The following is a 13,611-nucleotide window of genomic DNA, read 5'->3' as shown; positions in this document are numbered from 1 at the left end:
CGTGGCGCCCACCATGGACTGGGCGGCCGGCGTGCCGATCGCCAGCACCAGGTCGCAGCCGTCGTTGACGAACTTGCTCGCGATGGTCTGGCAGGCCGACTGGTCGTTCTGCGCGTTTTGCTGGTCGATTGCGACGGCGATGCCGTCGGCCTCGAGCGCGGCCACGAAACCCCTGTTGGCCGCGTCGAGCGCGGGGTGCTCGGTAAGCTGCAGCACACCCACCTTGCGGGCGCCGGCAGCAGGGGCCGACCCGCCCTGCGGCGCGTCCTGGCTCGAGCAGCCGGCGAGCCCGAGACCGCCGGCGACGGCCAGCGCGGCGGCGCCGGCAAAACCCTTGGCGAACATACGACGGGAGCAAACGATGCGATCCATGGCGAATCTCCTTTGATAAGCGCGTCTGGCGCGGGTACGGGTCACATATGCGATAGGCGGACCATCCGATACGGTCCTATACGAGAGGGCCGCACTGCCCCGCCGCCTTGCCGGCAACGTGACGGTGCGGTCCCCCGGATATGACCCTGCGTGTCGAAGAGCCCTAGACGAACCGAGCGTCCTTCAGAGCGGAAACGTCGATACCGAGCGCGTCAGCGGTTGCCTTGTTCACGATAAGCTGGCACTCGTCGCTCGACAGATACTCGATGGGCATCGTCGCGGGGTCCGATCCTTCCTTCAGAATCTTAACAGCCATCTGCCCCGCTTTGTAGCCCAGGTCGCGATAGTTGATGCTATACGACGCCAGGCCGCCGTCGCTCACCATGGTGTCGCAGCCCGCGATGACCGGCAGCCCGTTGTCGGTTGCGACCATGGAGACCGTGGCCATGCCCGCGGCGATGGTGTTATCGGTGGGAGCGTAGATAGCGTCGACCTTGCCCACCATCGACTCGACCATCTGCTGGATCTCGTTGGAAGAGGACACGGAATAGCGCTCGTGGGCGATGCCCGCGCGGTCGAGCGCCTCCTCGGCAAGCGAAACCTGCACGTCGGAGTTGGATTCAGCCGAGCAATACAGGATGCCCACGGTCTTGGCATCGGGGATGAGCTGCGTGAGCAGGTCGATCTGATCGGCCACCGGAGTGAGGTCGGAGGTGCCGGTGACGTTGGCGCCCGGCGCCTCGTTGGAGGCCGCCAGGCCGCTGGCCGCGTAGTCGGTGATGGCCGAGCCCACCACGGGGATCTCGGTCGTAGCGCCCGCGACGGCCTGGGCCGCCGGCGTGGCGATGGCGAACACGAGGTCATCGCCATCGCTCACGAGCTTGTTGGCAATGGTCTGGCAGGTAGACTGGTCGTTCTGCGCGTTTTGCTGGTCGACCGTATACGGGATACCCGATTCGTCGAGCGCCTCGATGAAGCCCTTGTTGGTCTGGTCGAGCGCGCCGTGCTCGGTAAGCTGCAGCACGCCGATCTTGTAGGAGCCGTCGGAGCCGGGGGCGTCCGCAGAGCCGCAGGCGCTCAGCGCGAGCGCGGTGCACATCGTGGCCGCAAAAGCGGCGCCCCTTCGAACGAGGTTGATACGCTTCATGGCAACCATCCTTTCACTGTGCCCGTGCGGTCGCGCTCACGGCGCCGCCGTTTTCATTCGTCCCGCCGCGCGTCGGCGCGCCGCGGCTTGGCACAAGATGTTAGCGAGTACGCGCCCGCCGTTGCGACGCGGACGCCCGAGGACACAGGTTGTTAACCTTGTGCCGCCGTCCGCATTCACGAGATGCGGGCGCGCGCGGCGCGCAAGCGGGTATCATGGGCGGTATCGACGACGCGAAGGAGCAGCATGAACGACATCATCACCCAGGCCGTGCACATCATCCAGCTCGATTGGGTCCAGAAGGCCTTCTGGACCGTGCTGCTCGTGCTGGCAACAAGCCTCGTCTCCCGCGTGGCCTCGCGGGCGCTGCGCCACCTGCTCAACCAGGACAGCAACCCGCTACCCAGCTCGTCCATCATCATCAACATCGCCCGCACCACCATCTGGGTGGTGGGAGCGAGCATCGTCCTCGACGGCATCTTCGGCATCAACGCCAACGCGATCATCACCACGCTGGGCGTCGGAGGTATCGCCATCTCCCTGGGTTTCCAAGACACGCTGTCCAACCTCATCGGCGGCCTACAGGTCACGTTCATGGGCATCGTCAAACCCGGCGACAACATCGAGGTCGGGTCGGAATCCGGCGTGGTGCAGGATGTCAGCTGGCGCCACACCACCATCCGCGACATCCTGGGCCAGACGGTCATCATCCCTAACTCGATCATCTCCAAGACCGCGCTCGTGCACCTGCTGCCCGCCAGCCGCGTGGTGGTACCGTTCGCCGTGCCGCACGCCGCTGGCGCCGACGGCGATGCGCCCACCGTGACCTGCGACACCGACCAGATCGCCACCAAGCTCGGCGGTATCGCGCTGGCCGCCGCCAACTCGGTCTGCACGGTCGTCGAGGGACCGCGCGTGCTGTTCTCCGAGATCACGGAGTTCGGCATCAAGGGCAAGATCATCTTCGTGCTGGAAGACGCCAGCAAGACGAGCCTCGCGGCCGACGCCGTGGTGCGCGCCATCGCCCGCGAGATCTAGGCGCCGCCCCGCACGGGACGTGGCGCGATAGCCAGCTCTAAAGATGCCGCGGGGCGCCCGCGCGCAGCCGGTCCGCCCCAATCCTTCAGCGCGGCCGCCCGCTTCAGCCGCGCGCTCGGCGCACCAGGTCCGCAACGCCCTCGAATCCCCTACGGTCCATACCGGCCTCCCTATAACGAAAGACCGCGAAGCCGGCACGAGCCGACTCCGCGGTCCCTTTGCATACAGGGCGATTATCGCCGAATTAAACAGCGGCGAGCAAGGGCGACAGCTCGCCCACCGCAAGGAGCGTGACCTGATGCATCGCGCGCGACACCGCGGTATAGAGCCTACGGCGCGCCAGCGGCGTATCGGGGTACGTCTGCGCATCGGCATCGGCGATGACCACGTGGTCGAACTCGAGTCCCTTCGCCATGGACAGGGTCACGATCACCACGCCGGACCCGGGCAGCGTCTGCGATTTCTTGAGCACCGGCACCTCGTTGTCCAAAAGCTTCGCGATGCGGTAGGCAGCCTTGCCGTCGTGCGCCACGATGGCCGTGAGCCCCGCGGGCTCGTCCTCGCGCTCCCGCGTCGCCTCGGCGACGAGCCCTCGCAGGGCCGCCGCCAGCTCGTCGTCGTTCGCCAGCACCTCGCGACGCGGCTCCAGGCCGGCACGGCGCACGCTCGCCAGCTTGATATCGTCGCCCATGTTGACGAGCGCCGAGAAGACCGCCGTGACCTCGGGGCTCGAGCGATAGCTGGTGAGCAGGCGGCACACGTCCACCGAGCCATGCGTATCGGTGAAGATCTGCCGAATCTCGTCGAACGACGCGGTGCCCTCGCGGATCGCCTGGTTCTGGTCGCCCAGCAGCAGGAAGTGCGCGCCGGAGAAGAACTTGGCCAGGACTTTAAGCTGGGCGACCGAGTAATCCTGGACCTCGTCCACCATGACGAACTTCGCATCGGTGGCGCCGCGGCCGCAGATGAGCAGGCGCAGGTAGAGCAGCTCGGTGGCCGACAGCGTCTTCTTGCCCAGCATGCGCATGCCGATGCGGTCGAGCTTGAGCCAGCTTAGACGATCGATGGCCGCCTCGGCGGGCGCCAGGAACAGCTGGTCCACGTAACAGCGCGTGAGCTCGGCCGTGTCGTCCTCGCCCGTGGGCGTGGCGGCGCAGCCCAGCAGGCGGATCTGCTCCTCGACGTCGAGGCCCAGCATGCGCTCCTGCCACACGTCGTCGCGGGCCATGGCGGCCAGGCGGCGGTCCAGGCGGCTGCGCAGCTCGTCGGTGACGAGGGCCACGAAGCGCGGGCCGATGCCATACTGCATGAACTTGGCGACGACCCCGAAGATCTGGCCGCCGCTCAGCAGCACCTCGTCGTCCACCATGATGGAACGCAGGTCGTCGTCCTCGATCGACAGGCCGGGCATACCCGCCTCGAGCAGCTCGAGCGAGAGCGCCGGCGTGTTCGAACCGTCGTCGCGGTTACCCGCACCCTGCTCGTCCACGAAATCGCGCCAGGTGTACAGGCGCGGGTTGGCCTCGCCCATCGAGGGCAAGACGCCGTCGATATAGCGCTCGAAGACCTCGTTGGGGCTGAACAGGTAGACCTGGTCGGCCGAAAGCGTCTCGTGCTGGTGGTACAGCAGGTAGGCGATGCGCTGCAGCATGACCGAGGTCTTGCCGGAGCCCGCGATGCCGTTGACCAGCATGACCGGTACGTCCTCGTGGCGCACGACCTCGTTTTGCTCGCGCTGGATCGTGGCGGTGATGGCCTGCAGCTTCTCGGAATGGTGCCGGCGCAGCGCGTTGAGCAGCAGCGAGTCCTCGATGGCCACCGTGGTGTCGAAGTAGGCGTGCAGGCGGTCGCGCTCGATATCGAACTGGCGGCGCAACTCGAGCTCCACCGTCTTGACGCGGCCGTTCACCGTGTAGCTGGTAGTGCCGTTCTCCTGGTTGTAATAGGTCTCGGCGATGGGGTTGCGCCAGTCCACCACGAGCGGCGTGTGGCGCTCGTCGGTGATACCGGCCGCACCGATGTAGACGTCTCGCGCCGGGCGGTCGGGGCGCATCTTCAGACGCACCTTGGCGAAATAGGGCTGACGAAGAAGGAGCAGCACCTTGCGCAGCCGGTCGACGCTGAAATCGTGGAACTGGTTATACGCGTCGATGACGGCGTTGAGCGTCTCGATGGCCGCCAGGGTCTCCATGGTCTCGTCCGCTCCGCCGAAGTCGGGACGGATCTCTTCACTCATGGTGACCAGGTCGGCCACGGCCTGCTTGTGGTCGTGCTCGAGCTGATGGGTCAGGTCGTCGCGAAAGCCCAGCAGCCGGGCATAAAGCTCGTCGAGATGCGCCTGCTCTTCGTCGAATACCGGATCGTCTTCTCTCATGGTCCCTCTCAATCGGTTGCATGCGTTGAGCGCAAACCAGTGTACCCCACCGCCCATACGCGAGACGAACGGCAACACAAGATACGCACCGCGCGCGGCGCCGGCGCCTCCATCGGCTTCGTCGCCGGGCAAGCCAGGGCGCCAGGCACACGGCGCCGGCGTTCCCCGGGCGAGCCATTTCGCCAGGTGCACGGCGCCGGCGTCAGGTTTTTAACATACGGGCCGTGGCCAGCAGATTTTCTCCCACAAAGGCTCTATGCCGGGCCTTTGCCGTCAGGATTTTGCGCATAGGAGGCGCCACGGTTCATAAATATCCCAGCAAAACGGAGGACCCGCGGTTTTCTCCCGCCAAGACGGGCAGAAAGCGCCCGTTGGCGTCAGGAAACCGCGGAGCAGCTCGCTGGCGTCAGGAAACCGCGCGCGGCGACAGGCCGAAACGGCCCTCAAAAAAGCAAGCCGAGGCTGAAACGGTCCGACGACAGCGAGCTGAAACGACGGACCGGCGCAAGCAGCATCCAAGCGGCGCCCGCGATGCCCGCCCCCTTCCGCAAGAAAGCGAGTGTCGAACGCTCTAGGAGCGGCGCCAGCGGTTGAGCACGGCGGCGAGCTCGTGGAGACGGGGCCGCGCGAGATCGCAGGGCGCGTCACCATGCTCGGCCAGCACCGAGAAGCCCTCGCGATCAAGCAGCGCCCCGAGCTCGCGCGCCGCGCGGGCAACCGGGACTCCGGGCGCCACCACGCCGCGCTGCAGGCCCACGCGGAGGAGCTGGGCGATGGCGCGCGTCTGAGCGGGATCGACGAGCTGCTCGACCAGACGAACATCGGCCAACCCATCCCCCACCTGCAGGGAGTCGCATCCACTTGTGCGCACCTTGGCACGCTCGCCCGCCATGCCGCGACCCCGAGGCCCGCCGCTTTCGAATCCACCGCCGGGACCCATCGCCCGCCCGCCGCGGCCGCCCCCGACGCCGCCTCGGCCGCCGTCGCCCACGGCACCGCGGCCCGCGCCGCGCGCCCTGGAACCAGGCGCGCCCCCGAACGCCGTTCCGAGCACATGGCCGGCACCCGGAAGTTCGAACGCTGCAGCCCGCGGCGTTACCGGCGCGTCCAGATGCTCGCACACCGCGCGCGCATGCGAGGTGATATCGACCACCCGGTACCGGTCGAGCTGCAGCACGCAATCGGCAACGGAGAAATACGCACCCGAGCTTCCCGCCACGATCACGCAGCTCACGCCCGCCTGCTCCCACAGATCGCGGACGCGCTCGGCGAAGGGCGTGATGGGCTCGAACTCGCGCGCCACCACGGCCTCCATGAGCGCGTCGCGCACCATGAAGTTCGTGGCGCTCGTATCCTCATCGATCAGCAGGGTGCGGGCGCCGGCCTCGAGCGCCTCGACGGTCGAGGCCGCCTGGGACGTCGAGCCGCTGGCATCCACCGTGGAGAAGCAGGAGGTATCGCGGCCGCCGGGCAGCTCGCGGATGAACAAGGAGATATCCACGCCGCTCACCGCGCGACCGTCCTCGGCGCGCAGCTTCACGGCCGAAGGGTCGGTGAGCACGAGCTCGCGCCCGTCTCCCGCAACATGGTCGTACACGCCGTCCTGCAGCGCCTGCAGCAGCGTGGACTTGCCGTGGTAGCCGCCGCCCACGATGAGCGTGACGCCGCGCTTGATGCCCATACCCGCCACGTCCCCGCGATGCGGCAGGTTCAGCACCACGCGCTGCTCCTCCGGCGACTCGAACGGCAGAACGTCGGCCATCGGTCGCTTCGACACGCCGCTCTCGCGCGGCAGCACCGAGCCGTTCGCCACGAAGCCTACCAAGCCGAGCTCCTCCATCTTCTCGCGCGCGGCGCGCTGGTCGTCGGCGAGCTCGACCGCGGCCCACGCCTGATCGAGCAGCCCGTCATCGGCGAACAGCGTTCGGTCGATGCACGCGGGCACGAAGTCCAGCAGCATGCGCGCGGCCGCGCGGCCGTCCACCGTGCGCCCGCGCGCCGGCAGGCCGGCTTCGAAGCGCAGGGTCACCGCGCCGTCCCGCACCTCGCACGCGGAACGGGATAACACCTCGGGTCCGGGCGACGCCGTGGCGAGCACGCCGCTCTTCCCCGAGCCGCCGGCACGCATGCTGAACGAAGCGAGCGCCCGCGCGAAGCGGCGCAGCAAGACGTCCTCGAGAGCGGTGCGTCGATGCCGCGCATTCCACATGCCCTCGGGTATCCCGAGCGCATCGGCCGGTACCTGCGCCCGCATGCGCGACGGCGCGGCGAACGGGTCGCCCTGGACGTGCTCGATGTGCAGCTGGAAATCGCCGAAGTCGTACCCGCCCCGCACATCTTTGTATGCGGGGTATCCGCGCCCGTCGATCCGTTCGAGTTCGCGCACCAGGTCGCAATCGGTCCTCATCTGCATGGCCCCTTCTCTTCGCCTTGTCGCCGCGCGGCATCGAGCTGCTCTACGCCGGTAAATAACAATGGGCGCCCGGTTTCCCGAGCGCCCATCCATAGTATCCCATTGTGTCCCACGCCGATCGGAAGCCCCGAGCGCACCACGCTATGATGCACTCGAATCAGACGAGCCTTCCGCCACGCGGCGCGACGACCACAGGGTCGCCGTTCCCAGCAAAAGCAGCACGCCAACCAGCGCAAGCTGCATATCGCCCGTCGTCGGCAGGTCGAAGCCGGGTATCAAGCCGCCCGGCTTGTCGGGCTGCGGGCCCGGCACGTCCTCGAACTTGGGGTACGCGACGACATCGTATTCGAGCTTCCCGTCGACCGTGGCGGGCACGCCCACCAAAACCGGATCGACTAGCACGTCCTCGTTCTGGGAAGCGGTCTCGATACGAGCCACCAGATAGATGCCCGCGGCCAACTCCGCCGCACGGGCCCGGCCGGCATCGTCCGTCACGATGGTCGCGACGGGCGCCATGCCGTCGCGCAGGAATACCTCGTGCGCCGCCCTCGAACGCTCGCGCAGCCCCTCGACATCCAGGGAGGACCAATCGCAGGACACCTCCTCGAAAGCAGGGAGCGTCGCATACCTGACGCCGCCGTTTTCAACCGATGCCGTGGCGACCGCCACGACGGCGTACCGGTCGCGCGCCACAGGGACAGACACCCCGTCGCGCTCGTGCATGCAGGCCAACGAGATGGATCCCAAAGGGGCAGCGGGCGCGATGCCCGGTGCAGCAAGAAGCGCGCACAGCGCCACCACGATGGCGCATGCAAGCGTCCTACCTTTTAAAATGACCGCCTTCATACGGGCGCCCCCCTTCCTCATCCATTTCCCTCGTTCGCTCGCCGGCCGCGCCGGGCGTCGCCGAAGGACGCGGACCATACGCCCGGTCGGCTTCAACCTCCAGTCGCGCCTCCCGCTCACGTAGCTCCCGGCTCCGAAGGCTCGCGAAGAACGCGGCGAGCGCCACCAACCCCAGCACGAACACGATGTGCGGCCATGACAGGTTGATGGGGCTGCCCATAGCGCCCACCTCGTCGTCCATAGAGGGAACGTACGGGATGGCGTGCGCGCGCACCAGCAACCGATGCGAGTTGATGCCATAGGGCGTACAGGTGACGAGCGTCATCTGGTCGGCCCCCGCCTCGATGGCAAGCGGCTCGGTCTCGTGCGGCAAAACGGTAAGGATCTGATCGACCTGGTAGGCGAACGTCTCCTTGAGCACGCGCACGTAGAACACATCCCCCTCCCGCATCTCGTCGAGCTCGGTGAAGAGCTTCGCCGAGGGCAGGCCGCGATGGCCCGAGATCGCCGCGTGCGTCGACGCCCCGCCCACGGGCAGCGACGTCGTTTCGAGATGGCCCGTGCCCACCTGCAGCACCTTCTCTTCGGTGGTGTGGTACATGGGCATGGTCTCATCGAGGCGCGGGATGGTGACGTAGCCCATCACGCCGTCGCCGTTGAGATTGAGCAGCGAGGCATACTCAGCTTCCAGCTGGGCGGCAAGCTGCGGATCGGATACATCCCAGCCGCCCGCGGCAGCCGGGATGCCCGAGAGCCCCGCGAGCTTCGCGTTGTAGGCGCGCGCCTCGCCCATAAGGCGGGCCGCCTCCTCGTCGCTCAGCGCCTCGACCGCCTCGTCGTACCCCTCAACCACGCGCGATGCGTTGCGCATGATGAAGAAATTGGAAATGGTGGGGTACAGCACCAGCAGCAAGCCGCCGATGATGGCAAGGGTCGAGAAGAGGTCGCGGGGCCTGTTCATCGTTCGATCGCTCTTACGCAACGTTCTGGGCTGCGCGCTTGCGGTACACGCCGTAGCCGATCAGCGCGGCGCCGGCAAGGGTGAACAGCACGGTGCCCATGCCGCCGGTACCGGGGAGCAGGGTGCCCTTGTTGTTCTCGATGGTCACGATGTTCTGTCCGTTGTTGTTGACGGTCCAGCTCTCCAGCGTGCCGTCCTGCTTGTACTTGGCGTCGATCTTGATCTCGACCGGGCCGGTCAACTTGTTGTAGCCGTCCAGGGTCTCGGTCTCGACGAGCTCGTAGATGCCCGCATCGAGACCCCTGAAGGTGATCTTGCCGCTCTCGGGCGTGGTCACGGTATCGGAAGCGGTAAGGAGCTCATCCGCCTTGGCGGGACGCACGACAGCGGGGTTGCCGGCATCGCCCGCGTTCTCCACGACGAGCTTGACGATGTCCCCGCCCTTCTTCTTCAGCTGGAACTTAACGCCGGCGAGCGCAGCCTTGGTCTCGCCGTCGACCTTCGCGATGTCGAACTCGAAGGCGTAGCCGTGGGTGACGACCTCGGTGGTCTCGCCCTTGCCCAAAGGATCGGACGGGTTGTTGCTGTACTCGAGCTTGACCGTGTTGCCCGCGTCGTCGATACCGGCGACGGCGTGCTCGTTCACGGTGGCGGCGTACTCGACCGTCAGGGCCTTGCCGGCATCCTTCTGGTGCAGGTTCTTGAAGTTCTTCATGGCGATGACGAGGTTCGTGGGCTGGCCGTTGCCGCCGGTCACCTCAACGGTGTAGTCGGTGTCGAGCACCAGCTGGGTGCCGTCGATCTTGACCACGATGCTGCCCTTGTTGAGGGTCAGACCCTTGGACAGCGTATCCTTGAACGCAAAGGCGTACTCGGTGTACTCAGCCATGTTCGGAACAGCGGAGGTGAGCTTGAAGTTCAGCGTGTCACCGATCTGCGCGTCGGCGTGGCTGGAGCCCTCGACCTTCTTGTCGACCGTGGGGTAGGCGCTCTTGAGCTCGATGGGGTTCTGAGCCTTCACCACGTTTGCAAGGATCGCATCGGTGCCGCGGCTGGCGGTCGAGCCGCCCGCCGGAGAAACGACGTAGTAGCCGAACGCGAGACCCTCGAACGTCGCGACGTAGCTGCCGCCGCTCTTCTGGGCAACCGCGGTCTTGGTGGCGTCAAGCTTCTGCTGCTTCGCCCAATCGGACGCCTTCTTAGCGAAGGCCGCCACAGCGCCCTCGTCGCCCTTCATCTTGGTGATGTGGTCGACGGCGGAGCGGGAAAGCTTCTCGCCCGAAAGGGCGCCCATGCCCTCGATGCCCTTGAAGAACGGCTCCCACTCGGCGGTCAGGGTGTAGCTGGCGTTTGCGCCGTTTGCGCTCGGAACCGCATCGAACATCTTCCAAGCGGTGACCGTCTTATTGTTGAATTCGGAATTGGCGCTGCTCACCGTCAGCGTTCCGGAGCCCGTGGCAGCAAGCGCCTGAGCCGGCGCCACGGCAACGAGCGCGGTCAGCGCGACCGCGACCGCCACGAAGGCGGTAAACATGCGTTTCATTGCATTTTTCATTGTGCTTCCCTTCCCATTAGGTTGCATGTCAACAAACTATTCTTCACGGCTCCCGAAGAGCCATTTAGAACCACAAGACCCAAAGGACGATCCTTTCGCCGCCCGCAGGCGCTCGCCCCCAGATTCGGACGGGCCCGAGCGCGCACGCATTGACGTCCGCACATCAGCGGTGCCCTCGATATCCAGCCCGGCCCCCGTAGGCGGACGGTCGCTCCGGACGCCGAGCCCGACGGTGCCGAGGTGCATACGATGCTGCAGGCGCGCCGGCACGGGCCGCGCACATCGAACGCCGCCGGCGCTCATAGGCCGCCCATGCGAGCAGCATGGCGCCCGCCGCCGCGATGAGCCACGTCCCCATGCCGCCGGTATCGGGCAGCATCGGCCGATGCGTGTTGGTGATGGTGATCACGCGCTCCGTGCCATCCACGTCGTACGACACGGTATAGCCGATATCCGAGAGCTTCCGCCACGAGCCGTCCGCGGCCTGAACCTCGACCTCGGCCGCATCGTAGGTGTAATGATGGACGCCCGCCGTATCGCGGAAGGCAACGGGCAGGCCCGCCACCACGCGGCGCCAGGTATCGGACCACGCCGACGCGCTGTCCTTCGCGCTCAAAACGATGTCCTGCGGATTGGGCATCCTGCCCGTCTGGACCCCGTTGGCATCCTGCAAGATCAGCTCGTTTGGAACCACCTTATGGTCCCCCTCGGTGTAGGAGCCAACGAGCTTCACGCGAATGGCCTGCGGACGCAGATGCTCCGCGTCGCCGCGGTCGTTCCACACCTTCTGGATGGTCACGTCCACCGTCATGGCACAGGGGTCCTGACCCTCGCCCGGCTCGGGCGTGAGCGCGCCTCCGTTGCCCGTCTGCGCGGCATCCAGCATGAGAACCGCCTTTGACGCCGACTCGTATACACCCAGCGGCTCCCTGAAACCGGTACCCGCCGCACCCAGGCGGAAGGCGTCCTTGACGCCCACCCACTTGGTGTCGTCATCGCCCGCGGCCCCGCTGGTTGCGACGTCGCGGTCATAGCAGTTCACCAACTCGAAGAAGTCGACCTCGTAGCAATCAAGCCCCGTCCTGGCGTCGAGCGCGCTTTGGGCGAACACGCTCTGACCGCCCACGCCGTCCTTCGTCACGGCGTTCGTCGGTCCGTCGACATGGCTGCGGTAGATGCGGTAGTTATTGAAGTGCTGGTCGTCGTCGGGGCCGACGATGTCCTTCATATTGTTGAAGTTCCACACGCTCACCAGCTGGGTATTCGAGAACGGGTCGACCTTCTTGGCCGTACCGCGCACCACGTCCGCGTAGTACATATCGTTGTTGTACAGCACGCCCTCGTCGTTCAGGCCGGCGAAGCCGCCGGCATAGCCGGTCTTCAGGCCCTTCACGCCATCGGCCTCCTGCGACGCGCTGCCGCCGAAGACGTCGTAGCCGGTTGGCACACCCGTGACCGAGCAGTCCTGGACGCGGGCGCGGTTGCCCTTGATGAGCTGCAGCGTAAGGTTGGAACGAGCGAAGTCCTTATCGGTGACGCCCGCCTTGGTGCAGGGGAGCTTCACGGTGGAGTCTCCGATAGTGACGATGGCGACATCGGTCTCCTGCTGGTTTTCGGGGCTCTTCTTGGACAGCGAGACGCCGACCTTCAACCCGAAGAGGTTCACGAACAGCGCATCGCCATCGGCCAGGACCTTCAGGTCGAAGATCTTGTCGATACCGAACCACTTGCCGATGTTGATCACACCGAGCTTCTCGAGCCCGGGCACGTAGAGCAGCTGAAGCAGCGTGTTCACGATCAGCAGGATGAGATCGACCAAACCTGAGCTCACCTGGGTCTCGACGAGATGCGCGCGACGCGCCTCGCCGGCAAAACCGCCCGAGATCTCTCCGCTATTCACAAGCTTCAGGTTGCCGGCGTCGCAATCGAGCACGCGCGCCAGGTCGGCATAGCCCACGAAGCCGCCGGCCACCTCGCGGCCGCGCGATGTGTCCGTACCGGCACCGTAGTCCTCGCCCTGATGCGTTGCGGTCACGGTGTACCCGTCGGGAATGCCGGAGACGCGCGAGCGCTCCACATGGGCGCCCCAAACGTCGAGCACGCCGGCGGTGGCGCCCAGCAGGCCGTTGACGCCCGCGTTGTCGACGTCCACGGTGCCCGCCTTGCCCAGATGGCCCACGAAGCCGCCGCAATAGTTCACGCCCGAGACGCTCGAGAGATCCGCGACGGCGCAGTCCTTCACCGAGCCGTTCATCACCGCGCCGGCGAAGCCGCCGGCAGACCCCGTGAATCGCTTGGCGCTCAGGATGCCCTGCGCGGACCCCTCGTGCGCGCGCACCTGGAAGCCGTCGGCCACGCCGTCCACGTTCGCATGGTAGATGTAGGGGCGGAACGCCTCGATGGCCGAGATGTTACCCAGTTTAAGCAGCTTGAACAGCAGGTCCGTGCTGTGATCGCCCTCGGTGGAACCGCCCACCGAGGCCACGCCCGTCACATCGGCCTGACCCACGAAGCCGCCGGCGTATTGCCCGCCGTCGACGCCGCGCAGCCCGTCGACGCTCACGGTATCCAGCGCGGTCGTGCCACCGCGCTTGCTGCCGATAACCGCGGCCTTGGCCAAGCCGGCGAAGCCGCCCACGGCGCGGGCGTACGAGCGGTCGGCGGCCGTGCCGCGGGCGCCGTCCACCGTGAAGCCCCATGCCGCCGACGCCGCGTCGGTCGCCTGGTCAACGGACGAGACGTGCGCGCCGCGCACCGTGGACACGGTGGCATCGAGCACCGACGCCACGCTCTGGGGCGTGCTGATGATCTTATCGAGCAGCTTCTGCAGCAAGCCGCTCGACGCGTTGTTGGTATTCACGTCGGCTACGCCGGCAGCGGTGATGACGCCCGCGTAGCCACCGAT

At 66.7% G+C, this 13,611-nt stretch carries 9 protein-coding genes; 1 reads left to right on the top strand and 8 read right to left on the bottom strand.

The window, feature by feature from the left end; all coding sequences use genetic code 11:
* Both I2E26_RS01170 and I2E26_RS01165 read right to left on the bottom strand, forming a co-directional pair.
* On the bottom strand, positions 1-372 hold a 372-nt coding region (locus I2E26_RS01170; RefSeq protein ID WP_304515620.1), incomplete at its 3' end, for an ABC transporter substrate binding protein.
* Between the two features lie 163 nt (positions 373-535).
* A complete protein-coding gene (locus tag I2E26_RS01165; RefSeq protein WP_195419292.1) occupies positions 536-1,519 on the bottom strand; it encodes an ABC transporter substrate-binding protein in 984 nt (327 codons plus the stop codon).
* 246 nt (positions 1,520-1,765) lie between these two features.
* On the opposite strand from I2E26_RS01165, the gene I2E26_RS01160 reads away from it, so the two are divergent.
* Positions 1,766-2,557 carry a mechanosensitive ion channel family protein gene (locus I2E26_RS01160; protein WP_195419291.1) on the top strand — a complete coding sequence of 264 codons (792 nt, stop codon included), beginning with the start codon at positions 1,766-1,768 and terminating at the stop codon, positions 2,555-2,557.
* 244 nt (positions 2,558-2,801) lie between these two features.
* Here I2E26_RS01160 and I2E26_RS01155 read toward each other — a convergent pair whose 3' ends face one another.
* From I2E26_RS01155 to I2E26_RS01130, 6 genes are all read right to left on the bottom strand, one after another.
* On the bottom strand, positions 2,802-4,931 hold the full coding sequence (locus tag I2E26_RS01155; protein ID WP_195419290.1) for an ATP-binding domain-containing protein: 2,130 nt from the start codon (positions 4,929-4,931) through the stop codon (positions 2,802-2,804).
* A 571-nt stretch (positions 4,932-5,502) separates the two neighbouring features.
* The gene (locus I2E26_RS01150; protein ID WP_229056309.1) at positions 5,503-7,344 is read right to left on the bottom strand and encodes an ABC-ATPase domain-containing protein; all 1,842 of its coding nucleotides are present in this window, start codon (positions 7,342-7,344) and stop codon (positions 5,503-5,505) included.
* Between the two features lie 141 nt (positions 7,345-7,485).
* Complete coding sequence (locus tag I2E26_RS01145; protein ID WP_195419289.1) at positions 7,486-8,190, bottom strand: hypothetical protein; 705 nt, start codon at positions 8,188-8,190, stop codon at positions 7,486-7,488.
* Positions 8,165-9,151 (bottom strand): class C sortase, encoded by a 987-nt coding sequence (locus I2E26_RS01140; RefSeq protein ID WP_195419288.1) that lies wholly within the window; start codon positions 9,149-9,151, stop codon positions 8,165-8,167. Before I2E26_RS01140 ends, I2E26_RS01145 begins: the two co-directional genes overlap by 26 nt.
* Positions 9,152-9,164: 13 nt before the next feature.
* On the bottom strand, positions 9,165-10,694 hold the full coding sequence (locus I2E26_RS01135; RefSeq protein WP_195419287.1) for a SpaH/EbpB family LPXTG-anchored major pilin: 1,530 nt from the start codon (positions 10,692-10,694) through the stop codon (positions 9,165-9,167).
* A 175-nt stretch (positions 10,695-10,869) separates the two neighbouring features.
* Positions 10,870-13,611: Cna B-type domain-containing protein (locus I2E26_RS01130; protein ID WP_195419286.1), on the bottom strand; the 2,742-nt coding region annotated here is incomplete at its 5' end.

Origin of the sequence: Collinsella sp. D33t1_170424_A12, assembly GCF_015554865.1 — a bacterium.
In the GTDB taxonomy this organism is placed as follows: domain Bacteria; phylum Actinomycetota; class Coriobacteriia; order Coriobacteriales; family Coriobacteriaceae; genus Collinsella.
This window is presented reverse-complemented; position numbering and strand designations above follow the sequence as displayed.

Bases quoted from the DNA above. Each gene is read 5' to 3' on its own strand.
- I2E26_RS01165 (WP_195419292.1), bottom strand. From the start codon at position 1,519: ATGAAGCGTATCAACCTCGTTCGAAGGGGCGCCGCTTTTGCGGCCACG.
- I2E26_RS01160 (WP_195419291.1), top strand. From the start codon at position 1,766: ATGAACGACATCATCACCCAGGCCGTGCACATCATCCAGCTCGATTGG.
- I2E26_RS01155 (WP_195419290.1), bottom strand. From the start codon at position 4,931: ATGAGAGAAGACGATCCGGTATTCGACGAAGAGCAGGCGCATCTCGAC.
- I2E26_RS01150 (WP_229056309.1), bottom strand. From the start codon at position 7,344: ATGCAGATGAGGACCGATTGCGACCTGGTGCGCGAACTCGAACGGATC.
- I2E26_RS01145 (WP_195419289.1), bottom strand. From the start codon at position 8,190: ATGAAGGCGGTCATTTTAAAAGGTAGGACGCTTGCATGCGCCATCGTG.
- I2E26_RS01140 (WP_195419288.1), bottom strand. From the start codon at position 9,151: ATGAACAGGCCCCGCGACCTCTTCTCGACCCTTGCCATCATCGGCGGC.
- I2E26_RS01135 (WP_195419287.1), bottom strand. From the start codon at position 10,694: ATGAAACGCATGTTTACCGCCTTCGTGGCGGTCGCGGTCGCGCTGACC.